19 protein-coding genes are annotated in these 17,568 nt (G+C 66.5%); 7 read left to right on the plus strand and 12 right to left on the minus strand.

What is annotated here, in order from left to right; translation table 11 throughout:
- Positions 1-84: 84 nt before the first annotated feature.
- Positions 85-606, minus strand: coding sequence for an O-acetyl-ADP-ribose deacetylase (locus LDO29_RS27100; RefSeq protein WP_224082829.1), 522 nt, complete (start codon positions 604-606; stop codon positions 85-87).
- Between the two features lie 53 nt (positions 607-659).
- The gene (locus LDO29_RS27105; RefSeq protein WP_224082830.1) at positions 660-1,808 is read right to left on the minus strand and encodes an iron-containing alcohol dehydrogenase; all 1,149 of its coding nucleotides are present in this window, start codon (positions 1,806-1,808) and stop codon (positions 660-662) included.
- A 274-nt stretch (positions 1,809-2,082) separates the two neighbouring features.
- Here LDO29_RS27105 and LDO29_RS27110 point away from each other — a divergent pair, with 274 nt between their 5' ends.
- The 3 genes from LDO29_RS27110 (at position 2,083) to LDO29_RS27120 (ending at position 4,716) form a co-directional block, all read left to right on the plus strand.
- On the plus strand, positions 2,083-3,111 hold the full coding sequence (locus LDO29_RS27110; RefSeq protein ID WP_224082831.1) for an alpha/beta hydrolase: 1,029 nt from the start codon (positions 2,083-2,085) through the stop codon (positions 3,109-3,111).
- Between the two features lie 76 nt (positions 3,112-3,187).
- On the plus strand, positions 3,188-4,171 hold the full coding sequence (locus tag LDO29_RS27115) for a tripartite tricarboxylate transporter substrate binding protein (RefSeq protein ID WP_224082832.1): 984 nt from the start codon (positions 3,188-3,190) through the stop codon (positions 4,169-4,171).
- Positions 4,172-4,278: 107 nt separating this feature from the next.
- Positions 4,279-4,716 (plus strand): YbgC/FadM family acyl-CoA thioesterase, encoded by a 438-nt coding sequence (locus LDO29_RS27120; protein ID WP_224082833.1) that lies wholly within the window; start codon positions 4,279-4,281, stop codon positions 4,714-4,716.
- Between the two features lie 117 nt (positions 4,717-4,833).
- On the opposite strand, the gene denD is transcribed toward LDO29_RS27120, so the two are convergent.
- The 7 genes from denD to LDO29_RS27155 all read right to left on the minus strand — a co-directional run bounded on the left by denD (position 4,834) and on the right by LDO29_RS27155 (position 11,791).
- Entirely contained in the window at positions 4,834-5,808 is a 975-nt protein-coding gene (denD, locus tag LDO29_RS27125) for a D-erythronate dehydrogenase (protein ID WP_224082834.1), read from the minus strand.
- A gap of 20 nt (positions 5,809-5,828) precedes the next feature.
- Positions 5,829-6,611: a 2-oxo-tetronate isomerase gene (gene otnI, locus LDO29_RS27130; RefSeq protein ID WP_224082835.1), complete on the minus strand. Its 783-nt coding sequence runs from the start codon at positions 6,609-6,611 to the stop codon at positions 5,829-5,831.
- Between the two features lie 37 nt (positions 6,612-6,648).
- A complete protein-coding gene (locus LDO29_RS27135) occupies positions 6,649-8,025 on the minus strand; it encodes an MFS transporter (RefSeq protein ID WP_396022725.1) in 1,377 nt (458 codons plus the stop codon).
- A gap of 94 nt (positions 8,026-8,119) precedes the next feature.
- Positions 8,120-8,773, minus strand: a complete 654-nt coding sequence (otnC, locus tag LDO29_RS27140; RefSeq protein ID WP_224082836.1) for a 3-oxo-tetronate 4-phosphate decarboxylase — start codon at positions 8,771-8,773, stop codon at positions 8,120-8,122.
- Positions 8,770-10,071: a 3-oxo-tetronate kinase gene (gene otnK / locus LDO29_RS27145; RefSeq protein WP_224082837.1), complete on the minus strand. Its 1,302-nt coding sequence runs from the start codon at positions 10,069-10,071 to the stop codon at positions 8,770-8,772. Before otnK ends, otnC begins: the two co-directional genes overlap by 4 nt.
- A 15-nt stretch (positions 10,072-10,086) precedes the next feature.
- Positions 10,087-10,992, minus strand: coding sequence for an L-threonate dehydrogenase (ltnD, locus tag LDO29_RS27150; protein ID WP_224082838.1), 906 nt, complete (start codon positions 10,990-10,992; stop codon positions 10,087-10,089).
- A 52-nt stretch (positions 10,993-11,044) separates the two neighbouring features.
- Complete coding sequence (locus LDO29_RS27155) at positions 11,045-11,791, minus strand: FadR/GntR family transcriptional regulator (protein ID WP_224082839.1); 747 nt, start codon at positions 11,789-11,791, stop codon at positions 11,045-11,047.
- Positions 11,792-11,988: 197 nt separating this feature from the next.
- Here LDO29_RS27155 and LDO29_RS27160 point away from each other — a divergent pair, with 197 nt between their 5' ends.
- The gene (locus LDO29_RS27160; protein ID WP_224082840.1) at positions 11,989-12,414 is read left to right on the plus strand and encodes a GNAT family N-acetyltransferase; all 426 of its coding nucleotides are present in this window, start codon (positions 11,989-11,991) and stop codon (positions 12,412-12,414) included.
- Here the strand turns inward: LDO29_RS27160 and LDO29_RS27165 are convergent, their stop codons facing one another.
- The 3 genes from LDO29_RS27165 to ygfZ are packed head-to-tail and all read right to left on the minus strand — an operon-like array spanning position 12,415 to position 14,585.
- Entirely contained in the window at positions 12,415-13,242 is an 828-nt protein-coding gene (locus LDO29_RS27165) for an NRDE family protein (protein ID WP_224082841.1), read from the minus strand. It lies immediately after the preceding gene.
- Between the two features lie 28 nt (positions 13,243-13,270).
- Positions 13,271-13,561: a DUF4936 family protein gene (locus LDO29_RS27170; RefSeq protein ID WP_224082842.1), complete on the minus strand. Its 291-nt coding sequence runs from the start codon at positions 13,559-13,561 to the stop codon at positions 13,271-13,273.
- 16 nt (positions 13,562-13,577) lie between these two features.
- Complete coding sequence (ygfZ, locus tag LDO29_RS27175) at positions 13,578-14,585, minus strand: CAF17-like 4Fe-4S cluster assembly/insertion protein YgfZ (RefSeq protein ID WP_396022726.1); 1,008 nt, start codon at positions 14,583-14,585, stop codon at positions 13,578-13,580.
- Positions 14,586-14,778: 193 nt separating this feature from the next.
- Between ygfZ and mltG the strand changes: the two genes are divergently transcribed.
- The 3 genes from mltG (at position 14,779) to LDO29_RS27190 (ending at position 17,522) form a co-directional block, all read left to right on the plus strand.
- Complete coding sequence (gene mltG, locus LDO29_RS27180) at positions 14,779-15,774, plus strand: endolytic transglycosylase MltG (RefSeq protein ID WP_224082844.1); 996 nt, start codon at positions 14,779-14,781, stop codon at positions 15,772-15,774.
- 6 nt (positions 15,775-15,780) lie between these two features.
- Positions 15,781-16,392 carry a dTMP kinase gene (gene tmk, locus LDO29_RS27185; protein ID WP_224082845.1) on the plus strand — a complete coding sequence of 204 codons (612 nt, stop codon included), beginning with the start codon at positions 15,781-15,783 and terminating at the stop codon, positions 16,390-16,392.
- Between the two features lie 116 nt (positions 16,393-16,508).
- On the plus strand, positions 16,509-17,522 hold the full coding sequence (locus LDO29_RS27190; RefSeq protein ID WP_224082846.1) for a DNA polymerase III subunit delta': 1,014 nt from the start codon (positions 16,509-16,511) through the stop codon (positions 17,520-17,522).
- Positions 17,523-17,568 lie beyond the last annotated feature (46 nt).

Consider the following 17,568-nt stretch of genomic DNA (forward strand, 5'->3'; position numbering starts at 1 on the left):
ATGCTGGGCCGTATCACGGGCGGCCTCCGCGGGCCCTGCCCCGGCAGCGCGATGGCCGATGACGGCGCAGTGACGTGAATACCGTCAGGACAAGCGTTCGCGGTACAGGTTGTAGTTTTCGTCGTCGAAGCAGACGAATGTCACCTGTTCGATGCCGGGCACGGTCGCCAGCGCCTCGCGCACGGTGCGGATCGCGATGTCCGCTGCGCGTTCCCGCGGAAACCCGTAGATGCCGGTGCTGATGTTGGGAAAGGCAATGGTGCGCAGATGGTGTTCGGCGGCCAGGCGGATGCTGTTGCGGTAGGCGCTGGCCAGTTGCGCATCTTCGTTCTGCCCGCCGCCATGCCAGACCGGGCCGACCGCGTGGATCACGTATGGCGCGGGAAGCAGCCCGCCGGTGGTGATCACCGCTTCGCCGGTGGGGCAACCACCCTGCGCGTCGCGGATGGCCTTGCACGCCGCCATGATCGCGGGTCCGCCGGCGCCGTGGATGGCGCCATCGACGCCGCCGCCGCCCAGCAGCCCGCTGTTGGCCGCGTTGACGACGGCATCGACCTCCATCCGGGTAATGTCGCCATGCACAACCTGCAAATGTTCACCAGTCATTCGCTGTCTCCCGCAGTGGATGAATGCCCAGGGCCGGCCAGGGCCAGGCTGGCCTACATGGACGCTTCAAGCATACGCCGATAATCCTCCGCGCTGGCCTCTTTCGGATTGGTCTTGTGGCAATGGTCGAGCAGGGCGCCCGCGATCACCTTGTCGAACATGTCCTCGGTCACACCCATCTGGCGCAGGCCGGTGGGCAGCCCCAGGCGCGCGGTCATGTCGTGCACGGCCTGGGCGATGTCCGCGCCTTCCGGCAGGTGCATGGCGCGGCGCAGGCGCGCATAGCGGTCGTCGCGCACCACGGTGGGCGCGTCGGCGTTGAAACGCAGCACCGCCGGCATGACCACCGCGTTGAGCGTGCCGTGATGCAGGCCGGTCTTGCCGTCGATCTTCAGGCCACCCAGCGGATGCGACAGCGAATGCACGCAGCCCAGGCCCTTCTGGAACGCCATGGCGCCCTGCATCGAGGCGCTCATCATGTTGAGCCGCGCATCGCGGTCCTGGCCGTCGCGGGTGGCGCGCTCGATATGGGCCCAGCCTCGCTCCAGGCCGTCCAGCGCAATGCCGTCGGCAGGCGGGTTGAAGGCGGGGGCCAGGAATGTCTCGATGCAATGGGCGATAGCATCCATGCCGGTCGCGGCGGTCAGGCCCGCCGGCAGTCCCAGCGTGAGCTCCGGGTCGCAGATGGCCGATTTCGGCAGCAGGTGCCAGGAATGGAAACCCAGCTTGCGCCCGTCGTCGAGGATGATGATGGCGCCACGCGCCACCTCGCTGCCGGTGCCGGCGGTGGTGGGCACGGCAATCAGCGGCGCAGCGCGCTCGGTGATCTTCGTGCTGCCACCTTCGATGGTCGCGTAGGTGGTCAGCTCGCCCGGATGCGTGGCCAGGATGGCGATGCCCTTGGCCAGGTCGATCGAAGATCCGCCACCCACGGCGACCAGCCCGTCGCAACTAGCGTCGCGGTACTGCTGGGCGGCCTTGCGCACCATGGCCTCGGTGGGATTTGACGGCGTTTCATCGAATACCGTCACCGGCAGGCCCTGCATGGCGTCAATGGCGCGCTGGGCTACGCCCGCCGCGACGACGCCCTTGTCCGTCACCAGCAGCGGACGGCGGATGCCGATGCGCTCACATTCTGCCTTGAGCAGGCTTACCGCGCCGAAATCGAGATGGATGTGGGTCAGATAATAGATAAAGGCCATGGTTCGCTGTCTCCTGCGGCGATCCGCCGCGAATTTTGCTTTTTGGGAATCACTGGCAAAGCAGACCGGATAGGGCGATCATCGCCCAGAATTGCCTGCCGTGCCCATGCATGGGGGTTATCTCGTAATGCCCGTTTCCTGAAACACTGGCATGATACTAAAATCGAACGATCGTTCACAATTCGAACTTCCCCCGTTGCCCGGGGAGAGCAACAACATTTCTGCCGATGACGGTCTGGTGGTCGCCAGAGTCGCATCGAAATCAGTGTCTGCCATGTCTGCCATACCGTCCACATTGTCCGCCGCGCCCGCGAGCCAGCCTGTTCCCGGCAAGCCGGCTGCGCCGCTCGACCCGCAAGTGGCGGCGCTGCTGGACCTGATCGCGCGCGCCAAGCGCCCGCCGATCCATGTGATGGATGTCGAGGACGCCAAGATCGCGTACGAGAAAAGCGCGCCCATCCTCGATATCTCTCCGCCTGCGGTGCACGCGGTGGAGGATCTCCATGTCTGCGCGCGCGACGGCCACGCCATCCCGGTACGCCTGTATTCCCCGCGCGAGGCGAGCTGGGCCGAACCGCTGCCGCTGCTGGTGTATTTCCATGGCGGCGGGTTTACCGTGGGGAGTGTCAATTCCCACGACGCGCTGTGCCGCATGCAGGCCTCCCGCGCCGATTGCATGGTGCTGTCCGTCGACTACCGTCTCGGACCGCAATGGCGGTTCCCGACCGCGGCCAACGATGCATTCGATGTGATGCACTGGGTCTTCGAAGAGGCCGCCCGGCTGGGCGCGGACCCGCAGCGCATTGCGCTGGGCGGTGACAGCGCCGGTGGCACGCTGGCCACGGCCTGCGCGGTGCACGCGCGCGACACTGGCCTGGCGCCCGTGTTGCAGCTGCTGATCTATCCCGGTACCTGCGCACGGCAAGACACGCCGTCGCACCGGGCTTTGGCCGATGGCTACCTGCTCACCGCGGACATGATCCAGTGGTTCTTCTCGCACTACCTGGACCAGGAATCCAGCCGCGACGACTGGCGCTTTGCCCCGCTCGACGGCGGCGGCATGGGTGCCGATGTGCGCGGCTGCTGCCCTGCGTGGATCGCCGTGGCCGGCTACGACCCGCTGCATGACGAGGGCGTGGCCTATGCGGAAAAATTGCGCACGGCCGGCGTGACTGTCGCGCTGGCCGACTATGCCGGCATGATCCACGACTTCTTCAAGATGGGCCGCTTCGTGCCCGCCGTGGCGCAGGCGCATGCCGATGCCGTGGCGGCGCTCCGGGCCGCGTTCGGCACCGGGCAATAGCGTCGGGCCGCGGCATGAACCGCACCCGATCTCAAGATTTTCAGCAGTGACTTGCAGCACAAGGAGACATCGTCAAATGCAACGCCGCCAATTCATCGCCCGCGCCGGCCTCGCCGCCGCCACCGCCGCGCTGGGGTTCGCCGCCATGCCCGCGCAAGCGCAGGCAGAGAAGTTCCCGCAACGCCCGATCCGCCTGATCATCGGCTATACGGCAGGCGGTTCCACCGATATCCCGTTCCGCGTGCTGGCCGACAACGCGTCGAAGATCCTCGGCCAGCCCGTGATCGTCGAGAACAAGCCCGGTGCCGGCGGCGTGCTGCCGGCCCAGATGATGCAATCGACGCAGCCTGACGGCTACACGCTGGCACAGGTGGCCATGCCGGTCTACCGCCTGCCGTACACCACCAAGATCAACTGGAACCCGGTCAAGGACCTGAGCTACATCATCAACCTGGCCGGCTACTCGTTCGGCCTGGTGGTGCCGGCGGATTCGCCGATCAAGACTATGCAGGACTACATCGCCTACGCCAAGGCTAACCCGGGCAAGCTGACCTACGGCTCGCCCGGCAGCATGACCACGCTGCATCTGACCATGGAAGAACTGGCGATGAAGCAGGGCGTGCAGTTCTCGCACATTCCGTACAAGGGCAATTCGGAATCGATGCAGGCGCTGTTGGGCGGCCACGTGATGTCGGTAGCCGATACGCCCGCGTGGGCGCCATACGTGGAACAGGGCAAGCTGCGCCTGCTGTCGACGTGGGGTGAAAAGCGTTCGGCGCGCTTCCCCAACGTGCCGACGCTGAAGGAATTGGGCATGGGCATCGTGCAGACCTCGCCGTTCGGCCTGGTGGCGCCGAAGGGTACCGACCCGAAGATCGTGCAGAAGCTGCATGACGCGTTCAAGAAGGCCATGGAAATGCCGAACTATCGCGAATCGCTGGCCAAGTTCGACATGGAGCCGTACTACATGAGCAGCACCCAATACGCACAGTTCGCGGCAGAGACGGTGAAGAAGGAAAAGGGCATCATCGAGAAGCTGGGCCTGGCCAAGCCGCAGTAAACCCGCACGCGTTTTCCTGCATGACGGTTCAGGCCGCCATCCTGCCGGAGACCGGCGGGGTGGTGGCCTGAATGCCATGCGGAACCCTTTCCACGGAGACAAGCCAGATGGCAAAAGAAGATTTCCGCCACAGCATGCCGCTGCGCGTGCGCTGGGCCGAAGTCGATCCGCAGTCGATCGTTTTCAACGCGCACTACCTGACGTACTGCGATATCTGCGTGACCGAATACTGGCGCGATGCCGGCATCCGCTATCCGGAGGACGTGCTGCACGCGCATGGCGTCGATATCTTCGTCGTCAAGTCCACGCTCGAATACCACGCCTCGGCGCGCTTTGACGATGTGCTCGACATCCGCGGCCGCATGGCGCGGATGGGGCGTTCCAGCATGCTGTTCCGGGTGGAGATGTACCGCGGGGACGAGCACCTGATCACGGGTGAGATCGTCTACGTGTGTGCGGATCCGGAGTCGCGGAAGTCGGCGCCGATTCCGGGATCGGTGCGGGAGATTATTGAGGGGTATGAGGTGGTGAAGCCGGCGGGGTGAAGCCGACTGACAACCGGACTATCCTATCCTGTTGGTTTGCTCCCCTCTCTCGCAAGCGGGAGAGGGAACAGGCCTTCAGTAGATTTGAGGGTGGTGGCCATAGCCCACCCGCACGACTTACTTCGCCAACCCCGCGTCCTCGATATACGCGCGAATCACTTCATCGAAACTCGCATCGCTCTGGAACCCCAGCGACAGCGCGCGCTCCGCATTCCACGCCGCCGGCCACGTGCCGACAATCTTCTCGATGCGTTCCTCGCGCTGCCACGTAACACGGTTGGCTACCGCATCGCCCGCCACGCGGCGCAGCGCTTCCACCATGCCTGCGGCCGTCACCGACAAGCCAGGCAGGTTTACCACGCGGCGGTTGCCGAGGCGCTCGCCATCGAGCTCGATACCGTTGACCAGCGCCGCCACGGCCGCGCGCGGCGACAGCAGCCATAGCGGCGTGTCCGGCGCCACCGGGCAGTTGGCCTCCACGCCGGCCAGCGGCTCGCGGATGATGCCGCTGGCGAACGAGGAGGCCGCCGCGTTGGGCTTGCCCGGCCGCACGCTGATGGTCGGCAGGCGCAGCACGCACCCGTCGACAAAGCCGCGCCGGCTGTAGTCGGACAGCAGCAGTTCGCCGATGGCCTTCTGCACGCCGTAGGACGATTGCGGGTTCAGCGCCGTATCGTCCTGCACCACGGGGGGCAGTTCGCCGCCATAGACCGCGACCGAGCTCGTGAACAGCACGCGCGGCTTGTGGCCGAGCCCGCGACAGGTTTCCAGCAGTGCGCGCGAAGCGTCGAGGTTGACGCGCATGCCAAGCTCGAAGTCGGCTTCGGCCTGGCCCGAGACCACGGCCGCCAGGTGGAAGATGGCGCCCGTATCGGCATCGATGGCCTGCGCCAGTATGGCTGGGTCCGACAGGTCGCCGGTCACCACGCGCACGCGCGTGTCGTCCAGGCCTTGCGGTGCGACGACGTCGAGCAGCGTCAGGCGGTCGAACGCGATCGCGCGGCCGTCCAGGTTCAGGGTGCCGCGCTGGAGCAGCAGGCGCGCCAGTTGCAGGCCGAGGAAGCCGGCGCCGCCGGTAATCAGTACGTTCATGGCAATGCTTCTCAGTGGGTTCAGCGCTTCAGGTAAGGCTTGATCCAGCCCAGGCCGGCCGAGGTGCCGGCGCGCGGACGGTATTCGCAGCCGATCCAGCCCTGGTAGCCCAGGGCGTCGATGACGTCGAACAGGTACGGGTAGTTCAGTTCGCCAATGTCGGGCTCATGGCGCTCCGGCACGCCGGCGATCTGGATGTGGCCAATGCCGGCAAAGTCTCGCTGCAGCTTCTTCGTGACATCGCCCTCGACGATCTGGCAGTGGTAGCAGTCGAACTGCACCTTCAGGTTGGCAGCGCCGATTTCCTTGCAGATGGCCTGGCCGTCGTCCTGGCGGTTCAGGAAGTAGCCGGGTATGTCGCGCGTGTTGATCGGCTCGATCAGTACCGTGATGCCTTGCGCGGCGGCGGCGCTGGCAGCGTGGGCCAGGTTTTCCAGGTAGGTGGCGCGGCAACGGGTGCGGTCGGCATCGGCGGGAATCAGGCCGGCCATCACATGGATGCGGTCATTGCCGATGACACCGGCATATTCCAGGGCGCGGCCAAAGGCGGCTCGGAATTCGGCTTCGCGGCCCGGCAGGGCAGCGATACCGCGTTCGCCGGCGGCCCAGTCGCCCGGCGGGGCGTTGAACAGCGCCTGTACGAGGCCACTGGCATCGAGACGTGCGCGCAGTTCGGCGGCCGGGTACTCGTACGGGAACAGGTATTCGACTGCCTGGAAGCCGTCCGCCGCGGCGGCGGCAAAGCGGTCCAGGAAGTCGTGCTCCGTGTACATCATCGAAAGGTTGGCGGCAAAGCGCGGCATGATTGGATTCCGGTTGTGAGTCTTGAATGCGGGCCGGTCAGCGGTTGACCAGCCTGGCCGGTGTCAGCCACACGAGCACGGCACCGACGACCAGGATCGCGGACAGCACGTACATCGGCAACTGCGTGCTGTGCGTCATGTCCTTGAGCGCACCGACCATATACGGCGACACGAAGCCGGCCAGGTTGCCCACCGAGTTGACCACCGCGATGCCCGAAGCCGCGGCGATGCCCGACAGGAACGCGGTCGGCAGCGACCAGAACAGTGGCGCGCAGGTCAGCACCCCGGCGGCGGCCAGCGACAGCGCGGCGATGGCTACGGTCGTATTGTCGGTAAACGAGGCCGCAACCGCAAAGCCCGTGGCACCCATCAGCGCGGGCACGATCAGGTGCCAGCGGCGCTCGCGACGGGCGTCGGCGCTGTGGCCGAGGATATTCATCACGACAATCGCGCAAAGGAACGGGATCGCCGACAGCAGACCGATGTTGAAGTTGCCGCTGACGCCGCTGGCCTTGACCAGCGTCGGCATCCAGAACGTCAGCGCATACTGGCCCGTCACAAAGCAGAAGTAGATCAGGCACATCCACCAGACACGGCTGTCGCGGAACACGGCGCCGAGCGAATGGCCATGCGACTTGCCCGAGGCGGTGCCAGCCGCCTTGACCGCATTCTGCTGGTCCTCCTCGACATTGCGCTTGAGCACGCGCTTCTCGTCGGCGTCGAGCCACGGGGCCTTGTCGATGCCGTCGCGCAGCACGAAGACAGTCAGGACGCCGATCAGCAGCGAAGGCAGTGCTTCGATCACGAACATCCATTGCCAGCCGCGCAGGCCATGGGTGTTGTTGAAGGCGTCCATGATCCAGCCCGACAGCGGGTTGCCGAACATGCCGGCCACGGGAATGCCCGACATGAAGAGCGCGATCATCTTCGCGCGGCGGTTGGACGGGTACCAGTAGGTCAGGTACAGGATCACGCCCGGATAGAAGCCCGCTTCGGCCAGGCCGAGCAGGAAGCGCATCACGTAGAACTGGGTCGGCGTCTGCACGAACATGAACAGCCCCGAGACGATGCCCCATGTGATCATGATGCGCGCGATCCAGATGCGCGCGCCGAGCTTGTGCATCAGCAGGTTGCTGGGCACTTCGAACAGGAAGTAGCCGATGAAGAAGAGGCCGGCGCCAAGACCGAATACAGTCTCGGAGAAGGCCAGGTCCTGGCCCATCTGCAGCTTGGCGAAGCCGACGTTGACGCGGTCGAGATACGCGATCACGTAGCACAGCATCAGGAACGGCATGATGCGCCAGAACACCTTGTTATAGGCGCGCTTCTCGATCTGGGCTTCGGTGTCGAGCCGGGCGTTGCCGCCCAGGCTGTCGTAGGCGGGCACGCTGGCCGCGGGTTGGTTCGGGGTCACGGTGGTCTCCGGTTCGGGTTTCGGGGGCGCGAGTGTTCTCCGCGCGGCAGCCTGGCGGCAGCCGCGTCCGGGTCGCGTCGGTATCAGTGGGGTACTACCAGCGGGCCTGGAAGCTGTCCCGCAATTCAGCCAGTGCGCTTTCGCTGAGCGCGGCGCGGGCAGCGAAGCCCGGTATGTCCTTCATCATCATCCAGAGCTTTGCGGTCTCCTCCAGCTCCTCAAGCGCGAAGGCCGCGCGCGAAACGCTGGATTCCCACACTACCGGGCCCAGCCGCTCCAGCATCACGCCGCGCACCTTGGCGGCAAGCGTGGCAACACGGGCCGCCACAGCCGGATCGCCGGGGCGGTGGTATGGAATCATCGGGATGTGGCCGACCTTCATCACGTAGTAGGGCGTGAGCGGGGGCACGATATCGTCAGGCTGCCACACGCCGGCCAGCGTCAATGCGACGAGGTGCGTCGAGTGCGTGTGCACGACCGCCTTCGCATCGGGGTTGTTGTCGTAGATGGCACGGTGCAGCGTCAGCGTCTTCGACGGCTTGTCGCCCGAGACCCAGTTGCCGTCGCTGGACACCTTGGCCACCGCAGCGGGATCCATCATGCCCAGGCAGGCGTCGGTCGGCGTGATCAGCCAGCCATCTTCCAGCCTTGCGCTGATGTTGCCAGCGGAGCCGACGGTATAGCCGCGCTGGTAGAGGCTTGCGCCGATGCGGCAGATCTCTTCGCGCAGCCTGCTTTCCTGGCTCATCGCTGGCCTCCGAGTTGGGCGAGCGCTTCGGCGAAGAAATCCGCGCCGCCGAAGTTGCCCGATTTCAATGCCAGCGCGACCGGTTGCGCGTCGAGCGTGACGGTGGCGGGCACGCCCGGCGCGATCTGCGCGCCGATGCGCAAGGCGCGCACGCCGAGCGCCTGCACCACCGCGCCCGAGGTCTCGCCACCGGCCACGACAAAGCGCCGCATGCCGCGAGCGAGCAGGCCGGCGGCGATGCCCGCCAGCGCCTGTTCGACCAGATGTCCGGCGCGCTCTACACCCAGCTCGGCCTGCACGGCCTTGACCTCGTCGGGGCTGCTGGTGGCGTAGATCAGCACGGGCTCTTCGTGGCTGGCGGCAAAGGCGAGTGCGGCATCCACGACGGCTTCGCCGCGTGCGAGTGCCAGCGGATCGATGCGCAGCGCAGGGCGGCCCTGTTCGAGCCAGCGTGCCACCTGGCCGTTCGTCGCACGCGAAGCGCTGCCGGCCAGCACCACGCCGTGGCCGTCGAGTCGCGGCACCGATGCGGCATCGCCACGCTGCGGCAGGAGGCCGGCGCGGCGGAAATTCTCGGGCAGGCCCAGCGCGATGCCCGATCCGCCAGTGATCAGCGGCAGATTGGCGCAGGCTTCGCCCAGCGTGAACAGGTCGGCGTCGGACACCGCGTCAGCAATCGCGAGGCGAACACCGTCGCCGCGCAGGGCTTCGATGCGCTCCGCCGTGGCGGCCGCACCGCGCGCGACGGCGTCATAGCGCAGCAGGCCGACCTTGCCCTGGCTCTGCCGCTGCAGCACGCGCACGAGGTTGGCGTCGGGCATCGGCGTGAGCGGATGGTGCTCCATGCCCGATTCGTTCAGCAGCACATCGCCGACGAACAGGTGGCCGCGGAAGATGGTGCGGCCGTTCTCGGGGAAGGCCGGGCAGGCGATGGTGAAGTCGCAGTCCAGCGCTGCCAGCAGGGCTTCGGCGACCGGGCCGATATTGCCGGCGTCGGTCGAATCGAAGGTCGAGCAGTATTTGAAAACGAACTGCCGGCAACCCTGCGCACGCAGCCACGCCAGTGCGGCCAGCGATTGCGCCACGGCCTCGGCGGCGGGAATGGTGCGCGATTTCAATGCGACCACCACGGCGTCGGCCAGGCCGATGTCCTGCCCGGCACCGGCTTGCGGCACGCCAATGGTCTGCACCGTGCGCATGCCGTTGCGCACCAGCGTGTTGGCCAGGTCGGTGGCGCCGGTGAAGTCGTCGGCGATGCAGCCCAGCAGCGGGCGGTTTTGCGCTTGGGTTGCGGTCATGATGCGGGCTCCGCCTTACTCTGCCTTGGCCGGCAGTTCGATGCCGGGGAAGATCTTGATCACGGCGGAATCGTCCTCGCCACCGTGGCCGGCGGTGGAGGCCATCATGAACATCTGGTGCGCGGCCGCGGACAGCGGCAGCGGGAATTTGCTGGTGCGCGCGGTGTCGAGCACCATGCCGAGGTCCTTGACGAAGATATCGACCGCAGACAGCGGCGTATAGTCGCCGGACAGGATATGCGGTACGCGGTTCTCGAACATCCACGAGTTGCCGGCGCTGTGCGTGATGACGTCATACAGCGCATTCGGGTCCACGCCTTCGCGCAGGCCCAGCGCCATGGCTTCGGCCGCAGCGGCGATATGCACGCCGGCCAGGAGCTGGTTGATGATCTTGACCTTGGAGCCGGCGCCGTGGGTGTTGCCCAGGCGGTAGACCTTGCCCGAGATGGCGGCCAGCACGTCCTCGGCGAGCGAATAAGCTTCGGCGGGGCCGGACGTCATCATCGTCATTTCGCCGCTGGCTGCGCGCGCAGCGCCACCCGATACCGGGGCATCGAGCATCAGGATGCCTTGTTCGCCCAGGCGGCGGCCGAGAGCTTCGGCAAAGGCGGGCGGCACTGTCGCGCTGGCGATGACGAGCGTGCCCGGACGCATCGCGGTGGCTGCGCCATCGGCACCGAACAGCACGGCCTCCGTCTGCTGGGCGTTGACCACGAGGGTGATCACGATATCGCAGCGGCTGCCCAGTTCGGCCGGGCTGGCGCACGGCACGCCGCCGGCATCGGCAAAGCGCTGCAGCACGTCGGGCTGCAGGTCGCAGGCGTGCACCCTGAAGCCGGCACGCAGCAACGACTGCGCGACACCATTGCCCATGGCGCCAAGGCCGATCACGCCGATATTCCGGCCGATATTCCGGGACATAGAAAACTCCTGATGCAGGTAAGGCAGGTCAATCAATGAGAGTGGCGCCGGGTCAGTTCGGCGTGCCGGAACGCTCGCCGTCCCGTTCGTCCCCTTCGTCCTGGCCGAGGTGGGACAGGCGGCGGGCGGCGTTATACATGTGGTTCTGCGCGGCGTTGCGCGCAGCCAGCGCGTCGCCGGCGCGGATCGCGGCGACGATGGCCTGGTGTTCCTCGCGCACCTGGCGCGAAAAGTCGGCGCGGCGGGCCTCGTTGGTCCGCGTGACACGCGTGGCGGCTTCCAGGTACTGGCTGAGGAATTCCAGGGTCTTGAGGAAATACGGGTTGCCGGTGGCCGAGGCAATGGCGCGGTGGAAGGCCACGTCCGCAGCGACGCCGTCGCCGCCTTCGGCTACCTCGGCGTCCAGCCGGGCCAGCGCGGCGTCGATGGCGGCCATGGTGGCGTCGGTACGGCGGCGTGCGGCCTGCGCGGCGACCTCGGCCTCGATGGCGCGGCGCAGTTCGACGATCTGAAGGACAGAATCCAGCGTGCCGGTATCGGTGTAGTCGATTCGCAGCGGGCGGATACCGGCCTGTTCGGTCACGAACACGCCGCTGCCCTGGCGCGATTCGACCACGCCTTCGTACTTGAGCCGGGAGATCGCTTCGCGGATCACCGTGCGGCTGACACCGAATTCTTCCGATAGCACGGCTTCGGTTGGCAGCTTGTCGCCACGGGCGAAAGCACCACTCTGGATCTTGTCGAGCAATTGTTCGGCAACGTTGTCGGTCAGGGCACGGGCCGGGACTTTTTGGAACACGGGCTTATCCAGTCATCGGGTAGTCAGGTCATCATACAAATTTCACGTAAATCTGTTACCCGCGTAAACCCTGATCTGGTGCCTCGTGCCCAGTCTCGGTGCAGGCGACGCGCCCGGATTGTGGCGTATCATGACGGCCGCCAGCCCCATAGCCGGGCAGGCCGTTTAGCCATTTCTGCCATCTTCAACGTACCGCCATGCCTGTCACCGTCCTGATCTGCCCCTGGTCCGAAGCCCGCGAACGCGCCCGCGCCATTCGCTACGCCGTGTTCGTCGAGGAGCAGGGCGTTCCGGTCGAGCTGGAGTGGGACGAATGGGATGAACCGAGCTGGCACGCGCTGGCGCTGGCCGAAGATGGCAGCCCGGTCGCCACCGGCCGCCTGCTGCCGGACGGGCATATCGGCCGCATGGCGGTGCTCGGCCCGGCGCGCGGCACGGGTGTCGGAGCGTTGGTGCTGGACGCGCTGATGAAGAAAGCTGCGGAGCTGGGCTACCCGGAACTGGTGCTGAATGCGCAGACACATGCCGCACCGTTCTATACGCGCGCAGGCTTTGCGCAAGTCGGGGATGAGTTCGAGGAAGCCGGCATCCCGCATGTGGAGATGCGCAAGCGGCTGGCCTGATCAGCGCGGCGCCGGTACGGTGCCCGTGTCGCGGGCGAGGTTCAGCTTGCCACGGTACGAGACCTCGCCGGTCTGGCCGCTGGCGTCGAAGCTGCGCTCGCTCAGGTCGAAGCGTCCGTCGTGGCGCACGCGTAGCACCGTGCTGGCGCGCGTGCCGTAATTGGCCGAGCGGATGAACGCGGACGACAGCAGCTTTTCCCACTCGGGCGAAACACCGGTCGAAGGCAGTTCGAAATCCGCAGCCTTGCGCTCGTCCGCCAGCAACTGCAGATAGGGTTCGGCGCTGGCATTGGGGTGGCCGGTGTCGGCCGCGAGCACTTCCGCGAGTGCGCCGACGCGGCTGCGCACCTTGGGCCAGGGTGTGTCGAGCAGGGCGTTGGACAGGCCGTACAGCCCCGGGCGCAGACGCTCCGGCTGGCGCGAAGCCGACCGGTTGCTGTACCACCAGAGTTCATGCAGGTCGCTGGTCAGCAGGTTGAAGCCGTTGTAGCACCCATCCGCTCCAGCCAGCGCGCCGAGGTAGTCGGCCGGCGCGTCATGTCCGCGCAGGAAGCCGGATACCAGCTCGCCGCGCGAACGCGCATCGGTGCGCTTCTCCGATGGGGCGCGGTAGTTCGTCAGCGCGGCAAAGCGGCCTTCTCCGGCGACGCCCATCCACGTGCCGGGCTCCCCGATCACATCCGCCAGGTCGCGGCCAGCAAGCACCTGCGAGGCATCCTGCCACCAGTGCGCCGGTGCCGCGGGGCGGACATAGAATTCGTCGCGATTGCCGGCCACCACCAGGGCATAGTCCGGGTGCGATTGCCAGGCAACCAGGATCAGGCACATTGCTTTGCTTCCTTTACTGCGTTGGGATCTACAGCATGTCCAGGTCGATGAAATGCTCGACCTGGCGTTCGCCGTCCACCCACTGCTCCAGTCCGCTCTGACGCCACAATCCTGCTAGCGTGGCATCGAAGGCGGGCGGCACATCGGCGTAGCATTCCATCCAGGTCTGCACGCCGGCGCGGGTTTCGGGCCTGCGCATCAGCGTACCACCAATTCCGGTCGCCTCGGCAACCGTCTCCATCCAACGGTGCCAGTGCGGCAACGCTTCCGCCGCATCGGCCTCGGGAACACGGAAATAGACGAAGAGGTGATCGCTCATGGCAGCGTCCTGCGGGTCAGCCGGCGGCCTGAGTGGCTTCCGGCAGCGGTACTTCATACGGAAGGCTGCCCAGCGTCAGTGCGGCGCCGTCCACACTGCCCAGGTGCAGCGCGGATGCGGCGGCATCGATCTTCAGTTCGGCCAGGCCCGCCCAGCCGCCCTGGGGCGCCGGGGCGGCGTTGACGATCATGCCGCAAGGCTGCGCCGGGTCTTCCGGACGGAAGATCTCCGCGGCCGGCGCCGGCACGGCACCGTCGCCCTGCACCAGCCACATGCGGCGCTTGAGCGTGCCGCGATACTGGCTGCGGGCCACGATTTCCTGGCCGGGGTAGCAGCCCTTGCGGAAATTGACGCCGCCAACGATTTCGAAATTGACCATCTGCGGCACGAACTGCTCCTGCGTGGCCGCCACGATGCGCGGGATGCCGGACTGGATGTCGCACCAGTCCCAAAGTGCCGCATCGGCTTCAGCCAGCTGGCTTGTCAGGGCGGCGCGGATTTCGCCGGCGCGCCCAGCGGGCAGCACCAGTTGCCAGCGCGGCTGGCCGGCGGCGTCCGGCAGGCGGACGACGGTTATGTCGCCGGCACTGGCAGCGGCAAACACTGCCTCCGGAGCCGGCAGGCCGGCCGCGGCCAGTGCCTGTGCGGCTTGCGGACCGGCCACGCCCACCATGGCTACCGCGGCCGTGATATCGCTGAGCTTCGCCTTGGCGCGCAGCACGAACATGCTCAGGCGCTTCTGCAAGGCGGAGAGGATGTCGGCCGACAGCTGCAGTACGATGCCTTCGGCATCGCGCCACATCAGGAAGCTGGCCTGCAGGCGGCCCTTGGGCGAGCAGTAGCCGGCCAGGCGCGCGGCGCCCGGAGCCAGGTCTTCGACCGCGTTGGTCAGCTGGGTGTGCAGGAAAGTGGCGGCATCGTCGCCTGCCACCCGGATCCATCCGAGCCCGGCCGGTGCGCAGATAACGCCATGTTTCTGAAGGGCGTCAAGGCTGGTGGCGAGTTCCGTGGCTGGGGCATTCATGTCAGGCATTCCGATCAGGCAAATTGGGAGCATTCGGTAGGTGCGCGCCGTGCGGCGTAGGCCGGCAAAGTCGTGGCGGCGCGAGGCTCCCGGTATTATATGGGGCTGCCGGCATTTCAGCCGGCGCCGGCGGTGCGCGGCGGGCAGGGGGCATCACCCGCCGCACGGGCGCTGCCGAGACTGAACGGATTTCATGACACGTCTTTTCATCCGCCTGGGACTCATTGTCCTGGTTCTTGCCGCGGTTGCCGCCGGCGCCTTTGCGTGGTGGGCCAATCAGCCGCTGGGCCTGTCCACATCGCCTGTCGAAGTCGTCATCAAGCCCAATTCCAGCGTGGCCAGCGTCGGCCGCCAGCTTCAGCGCGGTGGCGTCGGCATGGACCCGCGCCTGTTCCAGCTATTGGTGCGGCTGACCGGCCACAGCCCGGACCTGAAGGCCGGCGGCTACACATTCGAGTCGGGCATCACGCCGCTGGGCTTGGTCGGCAAGCTTGCGCGCGGCGAGGTGACGCACTACGTGGTCACCGTGATCGAGGGCTGGGAATTCCGCAAGATGCGCGCGGTCGTGGATGCCAGCCCCGCGCTGCGTCACGACACGCAGGGCATGTCCGACGCCGATCTGATGAAGGCGATCGGCGCTGCGGAGCCTGCGCCGGAAGGGCTGTTCTTCCCCGACACATACCTGTTTGCGCGTGGCAGCAGCGATATCGAGCTATACCGGCACGCGTACAAGGCCATGCAGCGGCGCCTGAATGAAGCGTGGAACGCACGCTCGCCGGATCTGCCTTACAAGTCGCCGTACGAGGCGCTGGTCATGGCGTCGATTGTCGAAAAGGAAACCGGCCACGCCGCCGAGCGGCCGATGATCGCCGCGGTGTTTGTCAACCGGCTGCGCAAGAACATGATGCTCCAGACCGACCCGACCGTGATCTACGGCATCGGCGAGCACTTCGACGGCAACCTGCGCAAGCGCGACCTGCAGACCGACACCCCGTACAATACATACACCCGTACCGGCCTGCCGCCCACGCCGATCGCGCTGCCTAGCCTTGCCTCGCTGGCGGCAGCTACCGCGCCGGCACCGTCCGACGCGCTGTATTTCGTGGCGCGCGGCGACGGCACCAGTCATTTCTCCAACACGCTTCCCGAACACAACCGCGCGGTCGACCAGTACCAGCGCGGCAAATAGGCATCCATGCGCGGAAAATTCATTACCTTCGAAGGCATCGACGGCGCCGGCAAGAGTACCCATATCGACTGGGTAGCGGCCCGCCTGCGTGAGCGCAAGGACATTGGCGCCGTGGTCACCACGCGGGAGCCTGGCGGCACGCCGCTGGGCGAAGACCTGCGCCAGATCCTGCTGCACCGGAAGATGCACCTGGAGACCGAGGCGCTGCTGATGTTCGCCGCTCGGCGCGAGCATATCGCCGAGGTCATCGAGCCGGCGCTGGCGCGCGGTGACTGGGTGATCTCCGACCGCTTCACCGACGCCACCTTTGCCTATCAGGGCGGCGGCAGGGGGCTGGCCACGTCCCGGCTCGAAACCCTGGAAGACTGGGTGCAGGGCAGCCTGCAGCCGGACCTGACGCTGCTGTTCGACGTACCGTTGGAGACGGCCAGCGAACGCCTGGCTGGCGCGCGCGCGCCGGACAAGTTCGAGGCTGAATCACGAGCGTTCTTTGAACGCACCCGTGCCGAGTATCTGCGCCGTGCCGCACAGGCGCCCCGGCGTTTTTGCGTGATCGACGCCACGCAGAGTATCGAGGCAATTCGTGTCGAACTTGAGAAAATCATCACAACACTTTGATTTTCAAGCTTTATATTGATCGATAATATTGCCACGAATTCATGATGTTGTGCCTTCCGCAACGGCGTTGGTATGAAGAAGACACTTCAGCTTTCGTGGCTAACTGACTGATCTGCATGCTCTATCCCTGGCAAACGGAAGACTGGCAACGGCTTGGCGCGCTGCGCGAACGGCTGCCCCATGCGCTGCTGATCCACGGCCAGCAGGGGACCGGCAAGCGAGACCTGGCGCTGCACTTCGCGCAGGGCCTGCTGTGCGAATCGCCGCTGCCTGACGGCCAGCCTTGCGGCCAGTGCGCGGCATGCCACTGGTTTAGCCAGGGCAACCACCCCGACTTCACCGTGGTGCGCCCCGAAGCGCTGGAGGCTTCCGGCGCAGGCGAGACGGATGACAGCGGCAAGAAGAAGGCGCCCAGCAAGATCATCCGCATGGAGCAGGTGCGGGCGCTAATCGAGGCAATTGGTGTCGGCACGCACCGGGCCGGACTGCGCGTGGTGGTGATCTACCCGCTGGACGCGCTGCAGGTCGAAGGTGCCAACGCCCTGCTGAAGACACTGGAAGAACCTCCGCCGTCGACGGTTTTCCTGCTTGTCACCGATCGGCTGGACCGGATCCTGCCGACCATCCTGTCGCGCTGCCGCCAGTTCTCCACGCTGCGGCCGACGCCCGATGCTGCGCTCGCCTGGCTCAAGGGGCAGGGCGTGGCCGACGCCGAAGCCCAGCTTGCGCTGGCCGGCGGTTCGCCGCTGACCGCACTGCATGCGGCCGAGGCCGAGGAGCAGCCGCTGCAGCGCTGGCTGATCGGTCAACTGGGCGCCGGCGCCGAATTCGACGCCTCTGGTGCGGCGGAACAACTACAAAAGCTGCCGGTGCCCGCCGTGCTTGGCATCCTCCAGCGCTGGACGTACGATCTGCTGAAGTGCCGGCTCGATGCCTCCGGCGGCACGGTGCCGCGCTACTTTCCGAAGGAGCGCGCAGCGCTGGCGCGTTGCGCGAGCGCATCCAGCACTCATCGGCTGCAGGCGTTTGCCGCGCGCATCAATGCGCACCGGCGCAGCGAGAACCATCCGCTTGCGGCAAGGCTGGTGATGGAATCCGTGTTTCTCGAATACCGGCAGCTGTTCCACTGACAGCGCCGGCGCAGCGGGCAGGGCCCGGCCATGGCCGGATGCAGTT

It is taken from the genome of Cupriavidus laharis (genome assembly GCF_914271435.1).
Lineage (GTDB): Bacteria > Pseudomonadota > Gammaproteobacteria > Burkholderiales > Burkholderiaceae > Cupriavidus > Cupriavidus laharis.

What these genes read in the sequence shown, in the direction of transcription:
- denD (WP_224082834.1), bottom strand. Translation starts at nt 5,808, where the DNA reads ATGAACGTACTGATTACCGGCGGCGCCGGCTTCCTCGGCCTGCAACTG.
- LDO29_RS27160 (WP_224082840.1), top strand. Translation starts at nt 11,989, where the DNA reads ATGCCTGTCACCGTCCTGATCTGCCCCTGGTCCGAAGCCCGCGAACGC.
- LDO29_RS27170 (WP_224082842.1), bottom strand. Translation starts at nt 13,561, where the DNA reads ATGAGCGATCACCTCTTCGTCTATTTCCGTGTTCCCGAGGCCGATGCG.
- LDO29_RS27115 (WP_224082832.1), top strand. Translation starts at nt 3,188, where the DNA reads ATGCAACGCCGCCAATTCATCGCCCGCGCCGGCCTCGCCGCCGCCACC.
- ltnD (WP_224082838.1), bottom strand. Translation starts at nt 10,992, where the DNA reads ATGTCCCGGAATATCGGCCGGAATATCGGCGTGATCGGCCTTGGCGCC.
- tmk (WP_224082845.1), top strand. Translation starts at nt 15,781, where the DNA reads ATGCGCGGAAAATTCATTACCTTCGAAGGCATCGACGGCGCCGGCAAG.
- LDO29_RS27105 (WP_224082830.1), bottom strand. Translation starts at nt 1,808, where the DNA reads ATGGCCTTTATCTATTATCTGACCCACATCCATCTCGATTTCGGCGCG.
- mltG (WP_224082844.1), top strand. Translation starts at nt 14,779, where the DNA reads ATGACACGTCTTTTCATCCGCCTGGGACTCATTGTCCTGGTTCTTGCC.
- LDO29_RS27190 (WP_224082846.1), top strand. Translation starts at nt 16,509, where the DNA reads ATGCTCTATCCCTGGCAAACGGAAGACTGGCAACGGCTTGGCGCGCTG.
- LDO29_RS27165 (WP_224082841.1), bottom strand. Translation starts at nt 13,242, where the DNA reads ATGTGCCTGATCCTGGTTGCCTGGCAATCGCACCCGGACTATGCCCTG.
- LDO29_RS27100 (WP_224082829.1), bottom strand. Translation starts at nt 606, where the DNA reads ATGACTGGTGAACATTTGCAGGTTGTGCATGGCGACATTACCCGGATG.
- otnK (WP_224082837.1), bottom strand. Translation starts at nt 10,071, where the DNA reads ATGACCGCAACCCAAGCGCAAAACCGCCCGCTGCTGGGCTGCATCGCC.
- LDO29_RS27120 (WP_224082833.1), top strand. Translation starts at nt 4,279, where the DNA reads ATGGCAAAAGAAGATTTCCGCCACAGCATGCCGCTGCGCGTGCGCTGG.
- LDO29_RS27110 (WP_224082831.1), top strand. Translation starts at nt 2,083, where the DNA reads ATGTCTGCCATACCGTCCACATTGTCCGCCGCGCCCGCGAGCCAGCCT.
- otnI (WP_224082835.1), bottom strand. Translation starts at nt 6,611, where the DNA reads ATGCCGCGCTTTGCCGCCAACCTTTCGATGATGTACACGGAGCACGAC.
- ygfZ (WP_396022726.1), bottom strand. Translation starts at nt 14,585, where the DNA reads ATGAATGCCCCAGCCACGGAACTCGCCACCAGCCTTGACGCCCTTCAG.
- otnC (WP_224082836.1), bottom strand. Translation starts at nt 8,773, where the DNA reads ATGAGCCAGGAAAGCAGGCTGCGCGAAGAGATCTGCCGCATCGGCGCA.